Below are 22,462 nucleotides of genomic sequence, written 5' to 3'. Positions count from 1 at the left end.
GCCATGGGTTTTAACGACAACCTGAATAATAACTACTCCCAGCGTGGCTCTTCTGGGGGTAACAGCCGCTCCGGCGGTGGCGGCGGCACGAACCCGCTCATGATGATGCTCATGAGCAGCGCGGCCCGCAAGCTCGGTATTCCCGGCGTGCTGATTGTTGGCGCTATCTTCCTTTTTGCATCAGGTGGCCTGGGCGGCCTGACCGGGGGTTCTAGCTCCATATACGGCACCGAAGCCCAGCAGGACCAGGTCACTGGCGCCGGGAATTTTGACCACTGCCAGACCTATGAGGACGCCAACCGCTACGACGACTGCCGTATTCTGGCAACCGGCGTGAGCCTCGACATGGTGTGGGAAGAAAAGCTCCCGGCTGAGGCTGGCGTCTCGTACACGGCACCCGACCTGGTGCTAGGTGAGGGGCAGCTGTCAACCGGCTGCGGTACCGCCAACATTTCGCAGACCGGCCCCTTCTACTGCCCGGCTGACCAGACGGTGTACATGTCGGTTCCCTTCTTTGACCAGCTTAAGGCCATGGGCGGTTCCAACGGTGAATTCGCGGTTATGTACGTGACCGCCCACGAGTTCGCCCACCACATTCAGCAGACCATGGGCACCCTGAAGTACTCTAACTACCAGGACCCGGGTGCTGACTCTGGCGCCGTGCAGGTTGAGGTGCAGGCCGACTGCTATGCCGGTGTCTGGGCTTCCCAGGCTGACAAGGGCGAGAACGCTCTGCTCGACCCTCTGACCGAGAGCCAGATCCAGCAGGCGATCGATACGGCCCGCGCCATCGGCGACGATGCAATTCAGCGTTCTTCGGGCCAAGAGGTCAACCCCGACCTGTGGACCCACGGCTCGTCAGAACAGCGTGTCAGCTGGTTTACGAAGGGCTACACCGAGGGCATCATGGCAGCGTGCGCCCAGCCCTTCAATTCCTAGCTAGTAGCAGGTAGGGACCAGATTCCTCCCAAAGTACCTAACGTCCACGCGGTATAGGGGAGGAATCTGGTCCCTTCTTTTAACCCTTGAAGCGAGAACGGGCGCGGACGAACGCGCGGGCAGCTAGACGGGCACCCTTGGCGGTTGCCCCGTCGGCTGCAGCCAGCTCCGCTTCGGTGCTGGGCCGTACCTGAGTTTCGGTCACCACCGGGACCGGGTCTTCAATGGCGGACGCCGTCACCGGCTCGGGTGCCTCAATCAGGGAGGGGTCGACCGGTTCGGGTGCTTCAATCGCACTGACCTCTTCGGCAGAAAGTTCTAGCAGGTCAGCGTCATCGTCGGCGGGTGCTGAGCCCCCGCTACCCCGCCCCAACCCGTCAACCGGGCTGCCGGCGTCCTGCTCGCTGTTCAAGACCGCGAGGGTGCTGGCAGGTAGCTGGTTGGGGGCTGCCCCCAGGTTCTGGTCTACCTGGGCGATAATCTGCTGGGCAAAATCCCGGCGCATCTTCTGACTAGCGAAAACAGCGCCTCCTGCCTTGACTATCTGTTCACCGGCCTTGACCAGCAGCAGGGTCTGGGGGTTGCGCAGGCCGATGGCGGCTACGGCTCCCAGAATGTTCATTTGCTGGGTGGCTCCACCACCGCGGGGGGCCTCCTGCATCTGGGTGAGAATATCGTTGACCTCAGCCCCCAAGATAGCGGTGGCGGCCTCATCACTGCCTTCAACTTGAAGACCGTGTAGCAGGGCCATGCCGTGCAGGTAGGTTTTGACGGCCTGGGCACTCCCCACATGGGCGGTGGTGTTAATGCCCTTGTTGGCGGCCCGGCTGTAGGTGGCCATGCCCTGCTGCACCGCGCCCAGGTGGGCGGCTGCCTGGGTGAGCCCGGCGACGCGGCGGTTGCGGGTGACGCTGCCGAGGACGTTGGGGGTCAGCTCCTGTGCCCCTGCCTGGGCTGACCCGACCAGGGTGAAGTCGCGCACGAAGATTCCACCTAGGCGCTCTGCTAGGTCAGCGGGGGTGGCTTCGGGGTAGTGGGTGCGGAGCTTGCGCAGGCGGCGCACGGCCAGCGGTGTCTGCTCGGGCGAGCTGTCTGCGGGGCGGGAGTTCTCGGTCATAGGTCTATTCTAAGAAACCCAGGGGTTGAGCCAAGGCGTCCTTCACCGCTCTTAGTATGCGGCAGGTAATAGAAATATGTAGATTTTTAGTCGCGTGGTTATCTAAAACCCAACAACGGAGAGTGAAAACACTCTTTATGAAGAAAAGTTACTCACCAGTAACCACTAAGTGAGACGTTTTTGACTGATAGGGTTGGGATGTTTTGGTCAAAACAAAAATCGCACAATCACTATCTCTCACGGAGCAGCTATGTTCTCTTCCCTCTTTGCCCGCCCCCTCTTCATCACCGGCTCCCTCGCCATCGTGCTGGGTCTGGCAGCTATCATCTGGCCCGGTATCACCCTCAGCGTCATCGCCGTCATGTGGGGCATCTTCGCCCTGGTTGAAGCAATTTCCACCTTCTCACGTGTGGGTTCAGCCGATAAGTCAGGTAAGTTCTTCTACATTCTTTCTGGCATCATCGGTATTCTGGCCGGTTTAGCCGTTATCCTCCAGCCCCTCTGGGGCGCCGCTACCCTCACCTGGGTGCTGGGTTTCTGGCTGATGGTGCGAGGCATCATCGAAATCGTGGCAGTTATCCGCCTGCCCAAAGAAGCCCCCAAGGCTTACCTGATTCTGGCCGGTGTGCTCTGGCTACTGGCAGGCCTGCTGGTCATGGCTAGCCCCGGTGTCGCTATGATCAGCATGATCATCTGGGTCGGTCTGCTCACCATCGCGCTGGGCATCACCCTCATCGTTGCAGGCTTCAAGACTCGTTCAGCTGCTAAGCGAGCTACAGCTGCCCTGTAAAAATATCTCCTTATAACGTGAAGCGGGGATCCCCACCATAGGTGGGGAGCCCCGCTCTCTTTCTTGTTAGTGGCCCTTAGCCGCAGCTGGGGTGCGGGCCTCGGCCAGCTTGACCACCAGCGTCCCTACCGCCGATGCGACCAGCAGGGGCCCCAGAGCGGTACCGGGCAGTATGAAGACCATAATCAGCACGATTGCCAGAGGCTTTTTGACCGCTACCGTCGTTGCGGCGACCATACCTGCAGCTAGGGCGGCGCCGGCGTCCGTCCCCGGTAGCAGGGCCGTAGTGAGCAAGCCCGCTGCCGCACCCGCAAACGCCAGGGGGAAGAACTCGCCACCGGGCCAGCCAGCAGACAGGCTCAGGACGGTCGCCACCACCTTGAGCAGGGCCAGGCCAGCAAGAGCCCACCAGGCAGAATTCTCAACCAGGGCAACCAGCTCAGGCAGCTCCGCGTGTCCCGAAAAACGCAGCAGGGGCACGGCCGCGAGCAGGCCTGCCAACAGGGCAGAACCAACAAGAACCCGAGCCCAGGGGCGGGTAAAACGCTCGGCGAGATGATCCACCCCGTGGTGCAACCAGTCAAAGAAGAGGGCCAGGGCACTGGCTAGAACAGCCGGGAGTAGGGCCTGCCACCAGGTGCTTACATCCCCGCGCGGGGCCAATGGAAGCGCCAAAGGCCACCGCGATAATGGCAGAAAGGGCAAGGACGCCGGTCTTGCGCGCCCGGGGCAGGGCAGGGTCGGTTGCCTCGGCAATTGCCTGATTCAGGCTGCCCATGCTGTGACGGTGCTGAAGGGCGGCCAGCAGAATACCGCCGACCATGACGGTCGCAAATATAAAGAGGGGGCTAGAGCCCAGAGCCCAAATATGGTGCTGAAGGCCCAGCATGGCCATGAGCGTCAGGGCTGAGATAAGGCCAGCTAGCCCGCCGTAAAGGAAGGAAACCCAAAGGATTTTACTGTTCATGGTTCTTTCGGAGCTGATGCGAGCGGTGCTCCCGAGCGGTGCGGAGCGTCTCGCTCATGGCATGCCCCAGAGCGGCAATGAAAATAAGGTCGAAGATAATCATAGCGATGACCAGCAGCTTGGCCTGCTGACCCACGGGGTGAATATCGCCAAACCCTACCGTAGACATGGTCACAACCGTGAAGTAGAGGGCATCGGTGCGGGTGGTAAGGCCGGTAAACTGCCCCGGCTCCTGGGTGGCTAGCACGTAGCAGGCAAAGGCACAGGCGTGGGCGGCTATAAACATGAGAGCGACCAGGTCGAAGAAACGGCGGTCCTGCTCGCGAATCTGGGTGGTGATGGCCCAGGCCAAGGCAAGCAGCATCAGTCCGGCAATGAGGCCCTGCAGGTAAGAATCGTTATCGAGCCTAACCGGCATGAGGTATCACGGTGCGAGAGTGGGTAGGGCAAAGGGGGGCAAGAAACCGGGGTTCGCGGCGCTGTGCGGTGCGTGGCAACTGAGCCGGGTGAACGGAATCTTGCCCCCTGCCGGAGTGAAACGGCAGGGCCGGAGCCCTGCCTATACTAGGTTTAGCGGGTGGCGTGCTCTAGCAGAGAGGGAGCCAGGCCGATGTAGGTTGCCGGGGTGAGCTCGGAAAGCCGGGCTTCGGCGTCCTTACTGAGACCGAGCTCGGCGACGAACTCCTTGAGGCGGGCTGCGTCGACGCGGTGGCCGCGGGTCAGCTCCTTGAGGCGCTCGTAGGGGTCCTCCATACCGGGGACGCCCGCGATTGCTTCGGCGCGCATAACCATCTGGATAGCCTCGGCCAGAACTTCCCAGTTCTCATCGAGGTCTTGGGCGATGACGTCGGTGGCGATGTCCAGGCGCTCCAGGCCCTTGACCACGTTAGAGATAGCTAGCACGGAGTGGCCGAAGGCTACACCGATGTTGCGCTGGGAGGAGGAATCGGTCAGGTCGCGCTGCCAGCGGGACTGCACCAGGGTTGAGCCCAGGGTGTTCAGCAGGGCGTTGGAGATTTCGAGGTTGGCTTCGGCGTTCTCGAAGCGGATGGGGTTGACCTTGTGGGGCATGGTGGATGAACCGGTTGCGCCAGCAACGGGAATCTGGCGGAAGAAGCGGATAGAGATGTAGCTCCATACGTCGGTGCAGAGGTTGTGCAGCACCTGGTTGAAGTGGGCGATGGAGGAGTAAAGCTCAGCCTGCCAGTCGTGGTTTTCGATCTGGGTGGTCAGGGGGTTCCAGTCCAGGCCCAGGCCGGTGACGAATTCTTCTGAAATCTTCTGCCAGTCGGCGGTGGGAACAGAGACGATGTGGGCGGAGTAGGTGCCGGTGGCGCCGTTGATTTTGCCCAGGAATTCAGCGTTTTCAATGTGCTTGATTTGGCGGTTCAGGCGGTAGGCGAAAACGGCCAGTTCCTTGCCCAGGGTGGAGGGGGTGGCGGGCTGGCCGTGGGTGCGAGAAAGCATGGGTACGTCGCGGGCCTCTTCGGCCAGCTTCATGATCTGTTCAACCAGGCCGCGGGCGGCGGGCAGCCAGACGTTGGTGACGGCGTCTTTGATACCCAGGGCGTAGGAGAGGTTGTTGATGTCTTCACTGGTGCAGCCGAAGTGGACCAGGGGCTTGAGGTGACCCAGGCCTAGGGGCTCGAGGCGGCGGGCGATGAAGTATTCTACGGCCTTCACATCGTGCACGGTGACGGCTTCGATTTCTGCCAGCTCGGCGGTAGATTCTTCGGTGAAGTCGGTGACGATGGCGCGCAGGCCGGCGCGCTGCTCGTCGGTGAGGGGCTCAAGACCGGGCAGTACCTGGTGGTCGCAGAGGTAGATGAACCATTCGACCTCAACGTGGATGCGGTCGCGGTTGAGGGCGGCTTCTGAGAGGTAATCAACCAGGGGTTCGGTGGCGGCCTTGTAGCGTCCGTCGAGGGCGCCGAGGGCAAGACCCGCGCCAGTGAGGGAGTGACGGCCAGAGGGCAGGGTGGTGCAGTTTTCGCGATGAGACATGTCTCTAGTTTCTCACGGCTAGGTGGGGTGGCGCACGTTTTAGCGGGGGTGTGAGATGGGCTTTTACGGGTAAGTGGTGGCTGCCGTCAAGGGGTGTGAACTCGCTGCGTCATCTTGCGTCACGGCTGTACCAATTTTGGGGCGATGTGCGTGGACGGCCGGGGCGGGGCTTATCCACAGGCGGGCGGACGCTGGTGCTCCGCCGGGTGCTGCTTTTAGGGTGTGAGCTAAGGAATTGCCCGTGAAAGAAGTGAGGAGGAGAAGTGATGCCTTCGGTGTATGAGCTTGTTGCGTCTGCGGGCAGGGTTGGCCTGGGGAGTCAGGGAGCTGCGAGCGCGTCCGCGGGTGCACTGGGTTTGGCCCAGCGGGTGCGGGAGTGGTCTGCTGCGCTGGCGCAGCAGGTTTTGGGGCAGGCGGACGCCATCGGGCAGGCCTCTAGGCAGGCTTTAGCTGCGGGGCAGGTGCAGTGGGATTCTGTGGCTGGCCGTGCCTTTCAGGGGGCTTTAGAGGTAGAAGGGGGTGCGGCTAGGTCTCTACAGGGGGAGTTGGAGGTCGGTGCCCAGGAGGTGCGGTTGGCCGGTGAGGCTGTTGCTGCTGAGCTTGAGCTAGTGGCTTCTGCTATCGGTGCTGCCGGGGCCGCTTTCGATGCCGCCTTAGCGGGCATGGCTGTGCTGGACGATATCGACTTCGATGACTTTATTGTGCACGCCGAGCGGGCTAACCTACCTGCCCTGCAGGGGGCTCTCACCTCGGCTATGGGCAACCCTCTGCTTGCCCGTGTGAACGCTACTTTGGCAGGAGAGGGGTGGTAGGCGTGGTCGCAGCATATGTTTCTGGTGCCCCGGGGGCAGGGTCTTCGGGTGGCCGTATCTCGGTGGAATTCTCTGAGCTAGAGCCCCTAGCCCACCAGCTTGCTGCCGTGGCTGGGCGGTACGAAGAAGCGAGCCGGGAACTGGGCGGTCTCACTGCGCGTGTGGTCCTTTTGGCCTCCCTCGACCTGACGGGGGCAGGCAGCCGCGCCCTGGCGTCCTTGGGCACCAACACCCTAACGCTCACCACCCTGGTGGCGGGTATGCGGGGCCTAGCCAGGGGTGTGCAGGGCGCTGTTGAGAACTACCGGCAGGCGGAGGACTTCGCCAACCAGGTTATTAACCAGACGAATCAGGCTCAGACCCTGGGCATGGCGGTGGTACGTGGCACCCAGTCGGCCTTCGGTTACCGGGTTGACTTGTTCAAGCTGGTTGTTAAGCGGGGAGCAGTGCAGGCGCTGACCTACGCTAAGGACGCCTTCTTGCTGGCTCGTACTACTCCTGATGGGCGTAAGATCATGCAGGATACGACTAAGGGACTTAACAAGCTGGTGCAGGTAACGGGTTCGACCGGGCGCTTGCGGGCTACCCGCGACATGACGGATGTGCTCAGCCCTAGCCTGCGCGTCGATAACCTAGACCCCGGTAAGAGCATCCCCCAGCTTGAACCCAACGGCGCCGGGCAGGATCTCCCCTTGAGCGCCCGCGGAATCGCCGAGCACTTCCAGCGTATGGAAGGCATAGAGAGCCGGGGTGATGAGCTCTTTGAAGCCGCCCACTACCAGGGGGCCTGGGACCATGTCATGGTTCAAACCCTCTACAACCCAGAAACCGGTGAAACCCAGTACCTGGTCACTATTCCCGGTACAGACGGCGACGGCGAGCGCGAGGATTTCTTGCAACCCTGGCGCGGGGGCACAAACACCTGGGCCGGCACTGCCGGGAGTGCCACCTCGGGGTATGGCTCCGACCTAACCCCTGACCAGTACACTGCCTTGATGATCCAGGTAGAGCGAGCACTGGAACAGGCAGGAGCGGCTGAGGGCAGCGGCGTGATTCTGGCCGGGTTCAGCCAGGGCGGGCTAGCTGCCGGTGCGCTCGCGGCCAATACGTCCTTTGGTTCCCGCTACCGGGTCAAGGGGCTCATTACCCAGGGCAGTCCGGTGGACGAGATCAAGGTACCTGCCTCGGTGACCCACGTTGATACCCGGTATAGGGGAGACCCCGTCCCCTACCTTCAGGGCGACCGCCCCGACTACGCGCCCGATGTGTCTACCGTGATGCAGCACAGACCTGCAGACGCCTCGGTTCACGGGGCCGCGGACTACGTGAAGATCGCGGGCGCAAACCCCGGTACGGAGCGGGCGATACCCGAGCTGCAGGGCTTGATGGGTGGCTACAGTGTGGTAAAAACGACGATTACCGCCGGCACGACCCAGAAGCCCGACATCACCCGCACCGAACAGGAACAGATGGCTATAGTGGGAGTCGGTAACGCTGTGCACGCGGGGGCTCAGAAAATAGGGTTGGGCAACCGCTTAATCAATAGCGCCAGCATTAATCCCTCTGATCTCTACCAGGACGCCGACTCCGCCCTGCGTACCTTAGATACCGAGGTGATACAGAAGGGGGATCGCTGGCTTGATACCCAGCTGCGCAAGGTAGAAATTGGCGGTGTGCAGCTCTATAACCCCACCATCACCCTGCCAGCGGTGGGGGAGCAGCCGCCTGCGCCTGTGCTCGATAGCAGTATCCGGGTGTATGAACCCACTGCTCAGCAGCAGGTGCGCAATCTGACCAACCTAGCTGGGGTGGGTGACCTCATCAGTGACGAAGCAATCGATGAGGGGGTGAGAGTCTTTTTGCCCGCTAGCTCGGCCCCGCCCGAGTGAGGTACCGGGGCGGAGCCAAGCTAGGAGGCGGACGAAGCGGCGGGCCCTTAAGCTGCCGGGTAGAGGGGGTTATGGCCGGACGCTACCCGCTCGGCTTCCCGCACCGGGGCAGGGGCGGTGGCCCCGGCGTCCGTATCGAAGGGGGAGCCGCCTAGCGCCTCACGCCCGTGCGGGGTGAGCCAGCCGGCCAGGTCAGGGCCGGCTGGTACGATGCCGGTGGGGTTGATGTCCTCGTGAACAATAAAATAGTGTTCTTTAATCTGCTGGAAGTCCACGGTATCGCCAAACCCGGGGGTCTGGAAGAGGTCGCGGGCGTAGCCCCAGAGGTTAGGCATGGAGGCCAGGGGCTGGCGGTTGCACTTGAAGTGGCTGTAGTAGACCGCGTCAAAGCGTACCAGGGTGGTAAAGAGGCGCACATCTGCTTCGGTGATGTGGTCCCCCATGAGGTAGCGGCGGGTGGTTAGGTGCTCTTCAACCCAGTCTAGAGCCGTCCAGAGGCGGTCGTAGGCTGCCTCGTAGGATTCCTGGGAACCGGCAAAACCGCACCGGTAGACCCCGTTGTTGATTTCGGTGTAGATGCGCTTCATCACTGCTCGCATTTCCTCTTCGAGTTCAGCGGGCCAGAGGTCAGGGGCTCCCTCGCGGTGGTAGGCCTTCCACTCTTTAGAGAAGTCCTCGGTAATCTGCGGGAAGTTATTGGTGATAACGCCGCCTGATTCGATATCGACAATGGCGGGCACGGTAATGCCGCGGGTTGAATGCTCTGTCTGTTCGGTGGCGCTCATATGAAAACTTCCCCACACAATACTTTCAAAGTAAAGCATTGTGTGGGGTGGGGCGTCCCGAATGCTCCACCTAAGAGGGCAGCGTCAGCCCGCAGTACATGCGGGCTGTTCGCGCGGGAGCCCAGGCGCCGCCGCAATCGATGGGGAGCCCCTCGTCCTCAAAGCCCCGGCGGCCATAAAATTCCCGAGCCCGCTCATTGCCTACGATGTACCAGAGGTAGGCAGGTTCATCAGGGTAGAGAACAGCGTCAAAAAGAGCCGCCCCTAAGCCCGTGCCGTGAGTTGAGGCAAGAGTATAAAGATGGGTGAGCTCCCGCGTCCCCTCAACAACCGGGGGCAGGCCAATCTCCAGCTCCCAGGCCAGGGGGCCGGGGCGAGACAAGGCAAAACCAACCGGGGCGTCCCAATCAATCTCGCCTCCCACCGCGCAACTTAGCCCACCGGCGGGCGTCCACGCCGGATTCTCATAGGCAAAAAAGGCGCGGGCACCGGGCGCTGCGATATTCTCAGCAAACTCTTCCAACCAGCCGTCTCGGTCAGCTGCCTGCCGGGCCCCAAAATCGGGATCTACCAGCCCGTTATAGGTCTCCGCCAGGCACCGCAATTGTAGGTCAACATATTTCTCGGCGTCCTCAGCGCCCACCGGCGCCACCACGTACCTGCCATCAGCTACAAAACCCACGTGTGCCCGTCCTTTCACCTACTGTCACTGCCCTCTCACTTTAGCAAGCCCCGCAGAGCCCGCCCTACCCACTAGGCTAGAGGGGTGGCAAAACGCAGACGAACCCCCAAAAAACAGGTAGAAACCCCCGAAGCCCTCGTTGAAGGCACCTACCCCATCGACACTGGCATCGCCAAACTCATCGAAGACGACTACACCCCCGGCGGCTGGGTACTCGAAATCAACGGCATGGAATCCTCCCACATCGTGCTGGGCCAGCCCCGCGAACTCGACTTCGAATATATGCGCTGGCTAGCGGCCGTCATCGAACCCTTCGTCGACGCCCACCTCGACCCGGCCAAGCTCCGTATCACCCACCTGGGCGGCGGAGCCTGCTCCATGGCCCGCTACCTGGCCGACGTTTACCCGGCCTCCCACAACACCGTCGTCGAACTCGACGGAAAACTTGCCGCCTACGTGCGCGAATGGTTCGACCTGCCCAAAGCCCCCACCGTCAAAATCCGGGTGGGCGAAGCCCGCGCCGTCACCGAGAGCTTCAGCCCAGCCTCCCGCGATGTGATTATCCGCGACGTTTTCGCCGGCTACATCACCCCGGAACCGCTCACCACCCTCGAATTCACTCAGCTGGCCGAGCGCTCGCTGGCCCCAAACGGGCTCTACATCATCAACTGCGGTGACGACCGTTCTCTGGCTGGTGCCCGCGCCGAAGCGGCCGCTATCGCCCAGGTTTTTGAACACACCTGCATTGTGGCCGACCCGGCCATGCTCAAGGGGCGGCGTAAGGGCAACGTCATTATCGCCGGCTCCCACGCGCCCCTGCCGGTAGCCGGTGACCTGGCTACCGCCGCCATCACCAAGCGCCTCCTAGGCGGCGGGGTACCTGCCCAGTACAAGGACGACGCCTGGGTACGCGATTTCGCTCGCTCGGCTACCCCGCGCCGCGACGCCCAGCCCGAAGCTGACCTGGCTCAGCTGGACGCGCAGCTTCGCGCTGGCCAATAAAATATCGCCCTATTCTCTCTCCCTTTACCCCGAGATAATCTCTAGGGTCATGAGAAAAAGAATAGGGCGAAAATATCTGCCGGGGTTAGCTGACCTCACCGTCAACGTACAACCACACCCCGCCGTCCTTGGTGAAGCGGGAGACCTCAGTCTGTACCCCTTGCACCCGCTCACCCTCCGGCGTCCCCGGCACTGACCGGTAGTAGGCGGCGAATTCTACGCCTCCGGTGCTGTCAAAGGGGCCGCCTGCCGTGCTGAGAATGTCGAGGCGGTACCAGCGCAGGCTGCCGTCGAGGTGCAAGGACGCCGGCCGCGTGCTCGGGTGCCAGGTGGCCAGTAGGTAGTCGGGCAGACCCACCGCAAAGGCGGTGAAGCGGGAGCGCATCAGCGCCTCGGGAGTCGGTGCAGTTAGTTCGCCAGCCTGGGCAAACCGGGAATGGTAGCGGCCGCAACAGGCGCCGTACACATCGCCGGTGCCGCAGGGGCAGCGGGTATCGGGTTCAAGCATGCCTCTATTAAAACAGGTAAGCAGGCGGCCAACCCGTCCTCTTTAAAAGCAAATACCCCAGTTTTTGTGCAGGCACCCCAGGTAAAAACCGGGGTAACTGCACCAAAACTGGGGTACTCAGGAAAGGGGAGGGTTAGGCGTGCAGCCAGCCTTCAATCACGCCCATACCGAAGAAGACCAGGAAGGCGGCTGAGACGATGTACATAATCGGGTGTACTTCCTTGCCGCGGCCTTGTACCAGGCGGATGAAGGTGAAGGCGACGAAGCCGGCACCGATACCGTCCGCGATGGAGTAGGTGAAGGGCATCATGATGATGGTGAGGAAGGCGGGAATGCCCAGACCCCAGTCGGTCCAGTCGATGTGAACAGCCTGGCGGACCATCAGGAAGCCAACGACCACCAGGGCGGGGGCTACAGCCTCGAAGGGCACGATGGATACCAGCGGGGAGATGAAGACAGCCAGCAAGAAGAGGGCACCGGTGACGATGTTAGCGAAGCCGGTGCGGGCCCCTTCACCGATGCCGGTGGCGGATTCCACGAAGATCTGGTGGGCTGAGGACGATGAGCCACCACCGAGCACGGAACCGGCGGCGTCAATCAGCAGAACGCGGTCGATGTTCTCAATTTTGCCGTCCTCGTCGATGGTGCCAGCTTCAGAGGCCAGGCCCACGGAGGTGCCCATGACGTCGAAGAAGACTGCCAGCAGGATAGCGAACATGAGCATGGTTGCGCCCAGGGTGCCCAGGGAGGAGCCGGAGAAGGCGCCGACCATATCAACGGAGCCCAGCAGGGAAAGGTCGGGGTGGCCGATCCACTGGGTGGGGATGCCGGGGATCATGAGGGCCCAGCCGGTGGCTGAGTCCATGGAAGAGCCGGAGGGCCAGACCTTTTCCAGCACGATTGCCAGGATGGTTGAGGCAACCACACCGATGAGAATCGCGCCGCGTACGTTGCGGATGAAGAGGGCGATAGTGAGGAAGAGGCCGAAGAGGAAGACGAAGATGGGCCAGCCCTGCAGGTGGCCACCGGCGCCGAAGGAGACGGGCACGGTGGTACCTGCGGCATCGGGCATACGGCGAACGATACCCGCGTTGACCAGACCAATCAGTGAGATGAACAGGCCGATGCCCACGACGATGGCGGTCTTGAGCGATTCGGGGACGGCGTCGAAGACGGCGCGGCGGAAGCCGGTGAGTACCAGAATAGCCATGACAATACCGGCCCAGACGACCAGGCCCATAATCTGAGGCCAGGTCAGGTTGGGGGTGGTTGCGATGGTGGAGGCCAGCAGGGCGTTGACGCCCAGACCTGCCGCCATGGCGAAGGGCTGCTTGGCCCAGAGGCCCATGATGATGGTCAGGACGCCCGCCACCAGCGCGGTTGCTGCTGCAACGCGCTCGACACCGAGGGTGTTGCCTGCGCCGTCGGCGCCGAGGCCCAGGATGAGGGGGTTGAGCACCACGATGTAGGCCATGGCGAAGAAGGTCGCTAGACCGCCGCGGACTTCGGTGGAGAGGGTGGAGCCGCGTTCGGTGATTTTGAAGTAGCGGTCGATGGCGCTGGTGGGCGCTGAGGATGCGGGTTTGTGAGCCGCGGTGTTCTCAGAAGACATTCGTGAAAATCCGTAGATACTCGTGTGGGTTTGTGTGGCCCAGAAATGAAAGTGCGCCGTCTTTGGTGCGGACGGCGCTGATGTACCTGTCTAGTGTATGCCCGTATGCCGGTTTCTGGCGAGAGCGGCGCGTGTGACGCTGTGCAAGGGGAGGGCACGAACGCCCCGCTTCTCCTGCTAGGGAGGGCGGGGCGTCCTTTTGTTTTTTAGAGCGGACGGCTGGGGTAGAGTTCCTGGGCTTCTTGCCGCTTGGCGCGGATATGGTGGATAAAGCTTCGGGGCGCCGTGAGGTCGGTAAGGTCAAGGGGGCTCTGCGGGTCGCTGAGGGGGCTGACGAGTTTCCAGTTACTGCCTAGGTTGAGGACCGACTGGTGTTTGACGTCGTAGTAGCCGGGATGCCCGTTGAGAGCTATGCCGCGGGCCCCGTGGAGGGCGCCGGTGAGGTGGTGGTGGAAGCGGCTGGTGATCCATACCTGGTGGGGGCCGTAGGCGAAGTTTTCACGCCAGAAGCGTGAGAAGGGAATGAACCCGTCGTCGGCTACGAGGTCGCTGAGGGCGTCGTAGCCTGCGTAGTCGTTGCCGGGGATGGCTTCGACATAGTAGGTGCGTTCCTTGGGGATGCCGAAGTGCTCGATTTGGGCGCGCGCGAAGGCGAGCATTGCTTCGTGGGCCCCGGGTTCGAGGGCGTCTTTTTGTATGCAGAGGTAGAGCTCTCCGGGGCGTCCTGTTTGAAGGGCGGACGCAGGTGACTGGCCGGGTGGGAGCAGCAGGGCGTCGTCGAGGCCGGTTTCTAGGCCGAGTGCTTCTGCGCTGGGTAGGTCGCGTACGCTAACGTGATCGAAGTCTTCGAAGGTTTCGTCGTCGCGCGGGGTGAGGCCCTGACCTGTGGCAAAGAGGCGGGCTCCTGAGATGTCACGGGTAGCGCGCATGGCTTCTACGAGTAGCTGGTTTTCGGGCCAGAGGGAGTTGATGTAACCGCCACCGAGCAGGTGCAGGGTGCCTGCCTCCCGCAGGTCGATGACGCCCAGGTCGTAGTTGGGCGTGCTGAGCTCACGGATCTTATCGGCCGGGGTCCTGGGGTCGCCGTGGAGGTGCTCGTGAATTGCCCGGAAGAGGGTGTTGGTGACGTGTAGTTTGGGGTGGGCGTGTTTGAAGAGGGATGTTGCGTGGCCCGGTTCGCGTACATCGAGCCAGACCTCGGTGGTGGGGTGGGTTGCTGCCAGGTACTGGAGCCAGCGCAGGGTGATGAGTTCGTCGCCGTAGTTGGGGTAGCCGGCCATGGAGATGAGGTAGATGGGCTTACCGGGCGCGGGTGTTTCTTTGTGCTCTGCCGGTGCAGGCACTGGGGTAGGTGGGGTGGGGGAGTCCTTGCGGAGGAACTTGTTGAGCATACGGGCTAACTCCTGTGGGCGTTGCGGTAGGTGAAGGTTACGAATTACCTTATGTTTTGAGCGTGCGGGAGGTCTTTTAAATCTTTGTGTGAGTGTGTGGCAGGGCACCTGCTGGGTGTAATTATAGGCCGGGGCTGCGTAGTCCTTTGCGGCGGCACTCTGGGGGAAGCAACATAGTGAAAAGAAAGGTATGCCTGCTTCGATACTCTGAGTATAATTTAGGCAAACCTAACTTATAAGAAAGGCTAACCGTGGATTCTGCCTCCTACCCCACCATTGAAACCCTGCCTGCTCGCTCGCGCGCCGTCGTCCTGACCGACCGCCCCGCCCGCTATGCCAAGCAGCTGGCTAGCCACTTCGGGCATAAGATTCTGGCTGAAGAAATTGAGGGTGGTCACCGCCTGACCTTCAACCGTGACGGCAATTTCGGTGGCTACGGCGATGTACTGGTGCAGGAGGTTGACGGCGCCGAACGCCTTGTCCTGCTGACCTACGCGGAGACTTCCGAGAAACGCGAGCGCCTTGAGGGTGTGCTGGGCCGTCACCTGGAACGCTTTGGTGAGAAGGACGGTCTTGCCGTCACTTTCGTAGCTCTCTAGGCTCTTGCGGTGTGCGGGTGTATGTTTGAAACTGAAATTTTTTCCCGCTGCACCGTTGGAGCGTTATGAGCCAGAGAGACCTTCGCGACCTTGAGGTTGCCCGCGATTTTCTTGCCGAGTTGGCCACCCGCCTGAATCTTGACCTTGCCCTGATGGACCAGGTCATGCCCCACCTTTTGGGCATGACCAAGCATGTGGCGCACGGGGTGGTGCGCCCGGCAGCGCCCTTGGCTGCCTTCCTTGTGGGCTACGCGGCCGCGCAGGCAGAAAACCAGGCGGATGCAGGTCAGGCGGGGGAGCGCGTCCGCTCGGCTTTGGCGCAGGTGGAGACCCTGATTGACGAGTACAAAGAGCGGGCCAATGGGCAGGCTTAACCGCACCGCCCCGGCTACCCGGTACGTGCTCAAAGACGACGGCACCTTTTCGGTAGACCGCCGGGCTGATGCCCTCACCGCCGAAGAGCCCCTCGAAATCAGGCTGGATGGCCAGACCGTCACCACCACCATGCGCACTCCGGGTCACGATATTGAGCTGGCCCACGGGTTCCTGCACGCCGAGGGGCTGATTAAAAGCGCCGCAGAGATTAGCACCGCCCGCTACTGCGCGGGGGCTACCGGGCCGGACGGCGCCAACACCTACAACGTGTTTGACCTGACCCGCGCAATCCCTGAAGCTACGCACCCCAGCCCGCCGGGCGGCGTCCTGCCCCTCTTTGAGAAGGCCGCCCCCCTGCGCCTGACCGTGACCAACTCGGCCTGCGGGGTGTGCGGGTCGGCCTCGATTGACTCCATTATGGGCAAGGCGAGTCGCCCCATACCGCCCACCGCGCTGACCCCCGAGCAGGTGTTGGAACTGCCCTCCCGCCTGCGCGATCACCAGGTAATGTTCAAGAAAACCGGTGGTATTCACGCTGCCGCCGTCTTTGAGCCGGGTGGCGAACTGCTGGTTGCCCGCGAAGACATCGGCCGCCACAACGCCGTGGACAAGGTGGTGGGCCACCTGCTCATGAACGACGGGTTAGAGCCCCCAGCCTCCGGCTTACCGGGGCGGACGCTGGTGGTCAGCTCGCGGGCGTCCTTTGAGCTGGTGCAGAAGGCGGTGCTGGCCGGTTTCTCGGCGCTCGTGGCGGTTTCTGCCCCGTCCTCGCTAGCTGTGGATCTTGCCAAGGAATCGGGCCTCACCCTGGTAGCTTTTGCTCGAGAACGCCGTTTTAACCTCTACTCTGGCCAGTTGGATCAGTAACCTGGCCCACATCGCGCTACACTGGGGTGTATGAGCACGGTAAGCAAGCACGAAGACGTTCCTGTTGTCAGCCGCGTGAGCGAAGAAGCCACGGCCTTTGACCACCCCAAGATTGGCCACCGCACCAAGGTCGCGGCGGGCCCCGGTGGTGTGCTGCACGCTATGGCCCACGCGATTCCGGCGCGCGGTCTGCTCCCCCTGATTAATATGAACCAGCACGGCGGCGTCGACTGCCCCGGCTGTGCCTGGCCCGAACCCCACCAGAAAGATATGAACGTGGTGGAGTTCTGCGAAAACGGTGCCAAGGCGATCGCTGAGGAGACCACCCCCGAACGCGCGGGCGTCGATTTCTGGGCGCGCTACTCGGTGACCGAGCTGCGCGATAAGACCGATTTCTGGCTGGGCAAGCAGGGCCGCATCACCCAGCCCCTGCTCTACAATCGCTCTAGCGGCGACGACCACTACCGCCCCGTCACCTGGGAGCGTGCCTTTGAACTGATTGCTGAGCAGCTCAAGAAAACCGATCCCACAAAGGCCGTTTTCTACACCTCGGGTCGCGCCTCCAACGAGGCAGCCTACGCCTTCCAGTTGCTGGCTCGCCGCCTGGGCTCCAACAACCTGCCCGACTGCGGCAACCTCTGCCACGAGTCCACCGGTGTCGCCCTCAAAGAGGTCGCTGGCCTGGGCAAGGGCTCAATCACCATGAGCGACCTCGAAACCACCGACCTGCTCATCTCGGTGGGGCAGAACCCCGGCACTAACCACCCGCGTTCGCTGACCAGCTTCAAGAAGATGAAGGAAAACGGCGGCAAGATGGTGGTGCTCAACCCCATTCCCGAAACCGGCTTGATGGCCTTCCGTGAACCCCAGTCGCCGGTGGGCATGATCGTGCCCGAGAAGCTGGCGGACGAGTACCTGCAGGTGCGGCTGGACGGCGACCGTGCCTTCTTCCAGCAGCTCAACAAAGAGCTGATTCGGCGCGACGCCATTGACCACGTTTTCATTGAGAAATTTACGGACGGCTTTGAGCAGTTGCGCGAGCACCTTTTGGGCTTGGACGACGCTGAGCTGGAACGCGGTTCTAGCATCTCGGCTGCCCAGGTGGCGCGGGTTGCCGACCTGGTAGAGGCCTCTGAAAACGCGATTGTCTCGTGGACCCTGGGCGTTACCCAGCACCGTGAATCGGTGGGTACCCTGCGGGAGATGATGAACTTCCTCTTCCTCACTGGCAACATGGGCAAGCCCGGGGCCGGTTCGGCCCCCTTCCGCGGCCACTCGAACGTGCAGGGCAACCGAACCGTGGGTATCTGGGAGAAGATGCCCGAGCCCTTCCTTGCGGCTCTTGAAGATTACTTTGGCTTCCCCGTCCCCCGCGAGCACGGCCTTGACACCGTGGACGCTCTGCGCCAGATGCGTGATGGGAAGAACCAGTTCTTCATGTCCTTGGGCGGTAACCTGGTGCGCGTTGCCTCAGATACCACCGCCTGCGAGAAGGCTATGAGCAGCCAGGAGATGACCGTCCATCTTTCGACCAAGCCCAACGGTTCGCACGCTTTCCCCGGCGAGAAGGCCCTGATTCTGCCCGTTTTGGCCCGTACCGACCGCGATGTGCAGGCGTCCGGTCCGCAGAAGATTACCGTGGAGAACTCCTTCGGTATCGTCTCTGCTTCTATCGGCAAGCGCACCGCTAACGACGACCTCGACCTCAAGTCAGAGGTAGAGATTATCTGCTCGGTGGGCCGTGAAACCTTTGGCGATGACTTCTGGCAGCCCATGATTGACGACTATGGCGTGATTCGTGAGGCTATTGAGGGCACTATTCCCGGGTTTGAGCGCTACAACGAGCGTATTGAGAAGCCCGGTGGTTTCTACCTGCCGAACGGCCCGCGTGAGCGCGTCTTCAACACCGAAACCGGCAAGGCCCGGCTGACGGTCAATGAGACCAATGTGCTGGATGTTCCCGAGGGGCACCTGCTGTTGTCGACGGTGCGTTCGCATGACCAGTTCAATTCCACGATTTATGGGCTGGACGACCGCTACCGCGGTGTGCGCGGTGGCCGCCGCGTGGTCTTTATGCACCGGGACGACATTGCCGCCCTGGGGCTTGAGGACGGCTCCCTGGTGGATATTGTGTCGGTCTGGGAGGACGGCGAGCGTCGGGCTCCTAACTTCCGCGTGGTGGAGTACGACCATGCCCACGGCTGCTGCACCGTCTACCTGCCCGAGGGTAACGTGTTGGTTCCGCTGGATTCGGCGGCGAAGCGCTCGAACACTCCGGTGTATAAGTCAGTGCTGGTGCGCCTGGAATCGCTGGGGCGTAAGGCTTAACCGGCGATAGCGGGCGGACGGCCGGGCCCCTAGCCCGCCCAAGGTAATTGAAAGCTTCATCAGCGCGTTCTAAGAACATGCCGATGAAGCTTTCGATTACATCAGAGATTTAGTCCAGCACCGGGAAGTTGTGGTGCCCGGCGTGTACCAGGAGCTGGGCGCGGGTGGTGACGCCCATCTTTTTGTAGACCTGTGAGAGCGTGTTTTTGACGCTTGAGAGTGAGTAGTTCAGTTCCTGTGCGATTTCCTGATTAGTGTGCCCCAGGCAGACGAGTTTGGTAATGGCCTGCTCTGTCGCGTTGAGTTCGCTCCAGGGGTCGCCCGGGGGTGGTTGGGTGAGGTTCATGGAGATAACCAGGCTGGCGAGGGCCCGCCGGTCGATGATGGCCCGCCCCTCAACTGCGGCTGTGACTGCTTGTTTGATTTCTTTAGCGCGAGAGTTTTTGAGTAAGTAGCCGTGTACGCCTGCGGTGAGGGCTTGACTGACGTAGCTGCAGCTATCGAAGGCGGTGACGGCGATGATTTTGGTGTCTGGGTGGGTTGCCAGGATGTGCTGGGTGGCTTCTATGCCGTCTATGATGGGCATGTTGAGGTCCATGAGGAAGACCTCGGGGCGTAGGGTGTTGGCGATCGTGATGGCCTCTTGCCCGTTGCGTCCTGTGGCGATGAGGTTGAGGTCGGGGTCGTTTTTGATGTAGAGGCCCAGGAGTTCGTTGAGGTCGGGGTCGTCTTCGATGAGGGCTACGGTGGGTTGGTGCATGGTGGGTGCTTTCTAGGCGATGGCGAGGGGCAGGAGGATGGTGAGGTTCCAGGTTGTGTCTGTTACTCCGTAGTGCATGGTTCCGCCGAGGGCGCGGATGCGCTCACCTATGCCGACGAGCCCGTAGCCGGTGCCCCGGGTGTGTTTTTTGGGGTTGCTGGGGGCGGCGGGGTTGGAAGTGATGACGGTGACGCCGGTGAGGTTGGGTTTGGCGGTGACGGTGATGGTGCACCCTGGTTGGGCGTATTTTTTGGCGTTGTGGCAGATTTCTTGGATGAGTTTGTGGAAGGTGGGGCGCACGCCGTCGGGTAGGTCTGCTTCGGTGATGGTGATGTTTTCGTGCAGGGTGAAGCCATGGTCGGTGAGGTCTTTACGGGCTTGGGCTAGGGTTTGGGTGAGGTTGATGGTGGGGGCGGACGTCTGGGATAGGGCTGTGGGGTCGGCGTCGCTTCGGGTGGTGCGGATGAGCAGGTGCATGTCGGTGAGGGCTTTGTGGGTGTGTTCTTCGATGGTGTGCAGGGCGGCGTCTTTACCGCTGGGGTCAGTTGTGTCGAGTCCTTGGCCGGTGGTGAGGCCGATGACGCTGATGTGCCGGGCTACGGTGTCGTGGAGTTCTCGGGCTAGGGCACGGTTGGATTCAGCTACCTGTTCTTTGTAGTCGGCGTATTCCTGGGCCAGGGTTCTTCTCTGTTCCCAGGAGATTCGTAGTGCTAGGGGGAGGGCGATAAAGAGGAAAAGGCTGACGCTGAGTGCGAATAGGTTGAAGGGCTGCTGTAGAGCGTAAGCTGTGATGATTTCTCCAGCTATGTGTGAGATGGCGAGGAGAAAAATACCTGCTAGGGGGTGCCGGTGAGAACGAACAAAAAGGTGATGGCAAGAATGAAGAAGGCCAGTAGGGCAGATACCTGGTTGTAGTAGGCCGAGCTGAGAAGTATGAGCGCGCATAGGGCGTATACAGAGTGCCGGTAGGCGGTGTAGTAGAGCGACGCCCAGAGGATGATGAGCGCGAAGAAGGCGATATGCAGGGGTAGGTAGCTGTCGGGATGGCTGACGGCTTGAAGGAAGACTGTAGTACCAATCGCTAGGGAAAGGACGAGTGTGGCGAGCCGGACTGCGCGGGAAGAACATGCGGTCGGCAGGGACCGTAGAGTGTGTAGTAGCTGGGTCACGGGTGTGCTTGCTTGCAGAACTGTGGTTTGTGCTGGAGAAGTTTGTAGAGAAGTATGGGGGCTTGACTGCGTATTTCTGTTTGGGCGTAGCTCGGGGCCGCTGATGTGAAGAGAAGGTTGGTTGCGATGAGGGCTGTGGCAAGGGCTTTCAAGGGTCTTCACTTTCTCAGATGGGCACAAATCTTCATCTTTAATAACCCATATATGTGAGCTATGTCAAGGGCTTAGGTGAAGGTCAGTACTAAAGTACTGACCTTGCCTCCAGGGGCTGTTTTTCCTTGCCTGGGGTGTCTTTCGACACTTACCATCAAAATGTGACATGAAACCTGTGGATAAACGCCGATGGGTTTCGGTTATTCGTTATATAATAATTTCCTTCAAAGGAGAATGAAATGTCCCTTCTTGCTCTCAATCGTCGTATATTCTTCAAATCATCACTAGTAGGGGCTTCTATGTCCCTGGTTGCATCCAAGGCTAATGCCAACACCCCAAGTGAAGAGCCCTTTGGGAGTGGCTTAGTTGCCCCTGTGGAACAAGGACAGATTTATATTCCTTCCCCTGATGAGGTACTTAAACTCACCGGTTCAAGGCAGCAAGCAGAAAATGCTAATGCAATTCTTTCAAATCTATCAAATTCAGAGCTTCGCACCAATCAAGAAATTGCACGTGAGCAGGAGGCATTAACTCAGAAGTATCGTAATGAGTATCTGTTAATGTTTGATAAAGCAGGTCTGGAAGGCAAAAATAGAGTTTCACCACATGCAATTTCAACCAATGCTTACCAGGTAATGGATGGTCCTGGGAAAATTCACTTCTATTACCATAATGGGGTTCAGAATATTTTGATGCCATCGGCACAAGCTATCCGACCAAATTGGTCGCGTGGACGCATTTTTATGTTTGACGCAGTTCACCAGACATCTTATTGGACTATTTGGCGTTCGCATCAGCAGGCTTGGACTTACTTGAATTGGTACAGGGGGAGCTGGGGCTACAATCACTATTCATCAATCACGAAAGTTGAGCGTTACAGTGTAGCAATGTAAAAATTAATAGGTTTAAACGCTTTCTTGTAAATTTAAATAAGGGAGCTTTTAATATTATTTATATTGATTTCTCAAGAAGATAAATAGGAGTGAAAAATGTCTTACCGTAAAGCCCTCCCTCTTACTCTGATTATTCCGCTGCTGGCCGCCTGTTCTGCCGGTGCTGGCGGTAGCGCAGCTGAGGTTTCCAGCCCTGCCTCAAGTACTCGCACGACCGTTCCGCCACCTACGATTTTAGAAACTGCCAGCCCTGAAGACCTGGCTTCCCACGGGCCCACTATCTCAAACGAAGATATTCAGAAGGGTATCGATGAGGGTAATGTCTACGTACTGTACTCGGGTGTTATGTGCTTCGGCGGTACTTTAGCCACCCCCGAGGAATTCACAGAGCATGAACTGGCTAGCCAGTTCATGAGCGACGAAGAATACCAGAAGCATTACGGCACCATTCCTCAAGAGGTTGTTGACCAGAGTGAACGCAATAAAACCAGTATATTCACTGCTCCCCAGGCTTGCCTGGATGCTGGTTGGAGTGGGGCAGGGGGTATTTAGGGTGGGGTCTATGCTAACAAGACGGCATGTTATAGGCGCTGGCATCTTGGCAAGTCTGTCACCTGCTGTTTTATGGAGTGAATCTTATGCTGAGGCTTATTCAAAAGTAAGAGCACACCCCACACCCACCAACCAGACAACTGATATGTACTGGCTTTAGTTCCGACAATTATAAGACCACTAAAGCACCATCAACCACCTCCTGCGGAGTCCGATAACCAAGACCCTGATGCAACCGACCAGCATTCCACCAAGCAACCCAAGACGC

At 60.5% G+C, this 22,462-nt stretch carries 23 protein-coding genes and 1 pseudogene; 11 read left to right on the top strand and 13 right to left on the bottom strand.

Annotation, left to right across the window (positions count from 1 at the left end; all coding sequences use genetic code 11):
• The first annotated feature begins 3 nt into the window (after window positions 1–3).
• Window positions 4–939, top strand: a complete 936-nt coding sequence (gene ypfJ, locus E4U03_RS08850; protein WP_135013184.1) for a KPN_02809 family neutral zinc metallopeptidase — start codon at window positions 4–6, stop codon at window positions 937–939.
• Between the two features lie 79 nt (window positions 940–1,018).
• On the opposite strand, the gene E4U03_RS08845 is transcribed toward ypfJ, so the two are convergent.
• Complete coding sequence (locus E4U03_RS08845) at window positions 1,019–2,056, bottom strand: hypothetical protein (RefSeq protein ID WP_135013183.1); 1,038 nt, start codon at window positions 2,054–2,056, stop codon at window positions 1,019–1,021.
• Between the two features lie 250 nt (window positions 2,057–2,306).
• On the opposite strand from E4U03_RS08845, the gene E4U03_RS08840 reads away from it, so the two are divergent.
• Entirely contained in the window at window positions 2,307–2,846 is a 540-nt protein-coding gene (locus E4U03_RS08840) for an HdeD family acid-resistance protein (RefSeq protein WP_135013182.1), read from the top strand.
• A 66-nt stretch (window positions 2,847–2,912) separates the two neighbouring features.
• Here E4U03_RS08840 and E4U03_RS08835 read toward each other — a convergent pair whose 3' ends face one another.
• The 4 genes from E4U03_RS08835 to purB all read right to left on the bottom strand — a co-directional run bounded on the left by E4U03_RS08835 (window position 2,913) and on the right by purB (window position 5,817).
• Window positions 2,913–3,509, bottom strand: a complete 597-nt coding sequence (locus E4U03_RS08835) for a chloride channel protein (protein WP_228066054.1) — start codon at window positions 3,507–3,509, stop codon at window positions 2,913–2,915.
• The gene (locus E4U03_RS12875; RefSeq protein WP_167752373.1) at window positions 3,427–3,813 is read right to left on the bottom strand and encodes a hypothetical protein; all 387 of its coding nucleotides are present in this window, start codon (window positions 3,811–3,813) and stop codon (window positions 3,427–3,429) included. The genes E4U03_RS08835 and E4U03_RS12875 overlap by 83 nt, the downstream gene beginning before the upstream one ends.
• On the bottom strand, window positions 3,803–4,231 hold the full coding sequence (locus E4U03_RS08830) for an ion channel (protein ID WP_135013180.1): 429 nt from the start codon (window positions 4,229–4,231) through the stop codon (window positions 3,803–3,805). Before E4U03_RS08830 ends, E4U03_RS12875 begins: the two co-directional genes overlap by 11 nt.
• Before the next feature lie 152 nt (window positions 4,232–4,383).
• Entirely contained in the window at window positions 4,384–5,817 is a 1,434-nt protein-coding gene (purB, locus tag E4U03_RS08825) for an adenylosuccinate lyase (protein ID WP_135013179.1), read from the bottom strand.
• A gap of 266 nt (window positions 5,818–6,083) precedes the next feature.
• On the opposite strand from purB, the gene E4U03_RS08820 reads away from it, so the two are divergent.
• Together E4U03_RS08820 and E4U03_RS08815 are read left to right on the top strand one after the other, a co-directional pair.
• Window positions 6,084–6,629 carry a hypothetical protein gene (locus tag E4U03_RS08820; RefSeq protein WP_135013178.1) on the top strand — a complete coding sequence of 182 codons (546 nt, stop codon included), beginning with the start codon at window positions 6,084–6,086 and terminating at the stop codon, window positions 6,627–6,629.
• A 2-nt stretch (window positions 6,630–6,631) separates the two neighbouring features.
• Window positions 6,632–8,518: a hypothetical protein gene (locus E4U03_RS08815; RefSeq protein ID WP_135013177.1), complete on the top strand. Its 1,887-nt coding sequence runs from the start codon at window positions 6,632–6,634 to the stop codon at window positions 8,516–8,518.
• 47 nt (window positions 8,519–8,565) lie between these two features.
• On the opposite strand, the pseudogene E4U03_RS08810 reads toward E4U03_RS08815, so the two are convergent.
• Window positions 8,566–9,270: pseudogene (locus E4U03_RS08810) on the bottom strand (glutathione S-transferase C-terminal domain-containing protein); the annotation flags it as partial.
• Window positions 9,271–9,373: 103 nt separating this feature from the next.
• Complete coding sequence (locus E4U03_RS08805; RefSeq protein WP_135013176.1) at window positions 9,374–9,985, bottom strand: GNAT family N-acetyltransferase; 612 nt, start codon at window positions 9,983–9,985, stop codon at window positions 9,374–9,376.
• A gap of 84 nt (window positions 9,986–10,069) precedes the next feature.
• On the opposite strand from E4U03_RS08805, the gene E4U03_RS08800 reads away from it, so the two are divergent.
• A complete protein-coding gene (locus tag E4U03_RS08800; RefSeq protein WP_245207707.1) occupies window positions 10,070–10,987 on the top strand; it encodes a spermidine synthase in 918 nt (305 codons plus the stop codon).
• A gap of 85 nt (window positions 10,988–11,072) precedes the next feature.
• On the opposite strand, the gene E4U03_RS08795 is transcribed toward E4U03_RS08800, so the two are convergent.
• From E4U03_RS08795 to E4U03_RS08785, 3 genes are all read right to left on the bottom strand, one after another.
• Entirely contained in the window at window positions 11,073–11,495 is a 423-nt protein-coding gene (locus E4U03_RS08795; RefSeq protein ID WP_135013175.1) for a YchJ family protein, read from the bottom strand.
• 133 nt (window positions 11,496–11,628) lie between these two features.
• Window positions 11,629–13,107 (bottom strand): NCS2 family permease, encoded by a 1,479-nt coding sequence (locus E4U03_RS08790; RefSeq protein ID WP_135013174.1) that lies wholly within the window; start codon window positions 13,105–13,107, stop codon window positions 11,629–11,631.
• Between the two features lie 206 nt (window positions 13,108–13,313).
• Window positions 13,314–14,498 carry a polysaccharide pyruvyl transferase family protein gene (locus E4U03_RS08785; protein ID WP_135013173.1) on the bottom strand — a complete coding sequence of 395 codons (1,185 nt, stop codon included), beginning with the start codon at window positions 14,496–14,498 and terminating at the stop codon, window positions 13,314–13,316.
• Between the two features lie 251 nt (window positions 14,499–14,749).
• Here E4U03_RS08785 and E4U03_RS08780 point away from each other — a divergent pair, with 251 nt between their 5' ends.
• The 4 genes from E4U03_RS08780 (at window position 14,750) to E4U03_RS08765 (ending at window position 18,667) form a co-directional block, all read left to right on the top strand.
• On the top strand, window positions 14,750–15,097 hold the full coding sequence (locus tag E4U03_RS08780; protein ID WP_209304153.1) for a DUF2218 domain-containing protein: 348 nt from the start codon (window positions 14,750–14,752) through the stop codon (window positions 15,095–15,097).
• 65 nt (window positions 15,098–15,162) lie between these two features.
• On the top strand, window positions 15,163–15,471 hold the full coding sequence (locus E4U03_RS08775; protein WP_135013172.1) for a DUF6457 domain-containing protein: 309 nt from the start codon (window positions 15,163–15,165) through the stop codon (window positions 15,469–15,471).
• The gene (fdhD, locus tag E4U03_RS08770; protein ID WP_135013171.1) at window positions 15,458–16,339 is read left to right on the top strand and encodes a formate dehydrogenase accessory sulfurtransferase FdhD; all 882 of its coding nucleotides are present in this window, start codon (window positions 15,458–15,460) and stop codon (window positions 16,337–16,339) included. Before E4U03_RS08775 ends, fdhD begins: the two co-directional genes overlap by 14 nt.
• 30 nt (window positions 16,340–16,369) lie before the next feature.
• Entirely contained in the window at window positions 16,370–18,667 is a 2,298-nt protein-coding gene (locus tag E4U03_RS08765; protein WP_135013170.1) for an FdhF/YdeP family oxidoreductase, read from the top strand.
• Between the two features lie 109 nt (window positions 18,668–18,776).
• Here the strand turns inward: E4U03_RS08765 and E4U03_RS08760 are convergent, their stop codons facing one another.
• Genes E4U03_RS08760 through E4U03_RS12870 form a run of 3 tightly spaced genes read right to left on the bottom strand, consistent with a single transcriptional unit; the run spans window position 18,777 to window position 20,596 of the window.
• Window positions 18,777–19,427 carry a response regulator transcription factor gene (locus tag E4U03_RS08760; RefSeq protein ID WP_135013169.1) on the bottom strand — a complete coding sequence of 217 codons (651 nt, stop codon included), beginning with the start codon at window positions 19,425–19,427 and terminating at the stop codon, window positions 18,777–18,779.
• Between the two features lie 12 nt (window positions 19,428–19,439).
• The gene (locus E4U03_RS08755) at window positions 19,440–20,372 is read right to left on the bottom strand and encodes a sensor histidine kinase (protein WP_167752372.1); all 933 of its coding nucleotides are present in this window, start codon (window positions 20,370–20,372) and stop codon (window positions 19,440–19,442) included.
• Window positions 20,264–20,596, bottom strand: coding sequence for a hypothetical protein (locus E4U03_RS12870; RefSeq protein WP_167752371.1), 333 nt, complete (start codon window positions 20,594–20,596; stop codon window positions 20,264–20,266). The genes E4U03_RS08755 and E4U03_RS12870 overlap by 109 nt, the downstream gene beginning before the upstream one ends.
• Before the next feature lie 392 nt (window positions 20,597–20,988).
• On the opposite strand from E4U03_RS12870, the gene E4U03_RS08750 reads away from it, so the two are divergent.
• Together E4U03_RS08750 and E4U03_RS08745 are read left to right on the top strand one after the other, a co-directional pair.
• Window positions 20,989–21,642, top strand: coding sequence for a hypothetical protein (locus E4U03_RS08750; protein WP_135013167.1), 654 nt, complete (start codon window positions 20,989–20,991; stop codon window positions 21,640–21,642).
• Window positions 21,643–21,738: 96 nt separating this feature from the next.
• On the top strand, window positions 21,739–22,194 hold the full coding sequence (locus E4U03_RS08745) for a hypothetical protein (protein ID WP_135013166.1): 456 nt from the start codon (window positions 21,739–21,741) through the stop codon (window positions 22,192–22,194).
• The last annotated feature ends 268 nt before the right edge of the window (window positions 22,195–22,462 follow it).

Source organism: Rothia nasimurium, assembly GCF_004569295.1.
Lineage (GTDB): Bacteria > Actinomycetota > Actinomycetes > Actinomycetales > Micrococcaceae > Rothia > Rothia nasimurium_B.
The sequence above is the reverse complement of the archived record's forward strand: the minus strand, read 5'-3'. Positions and strand labels throughout refer to the sequence as shown.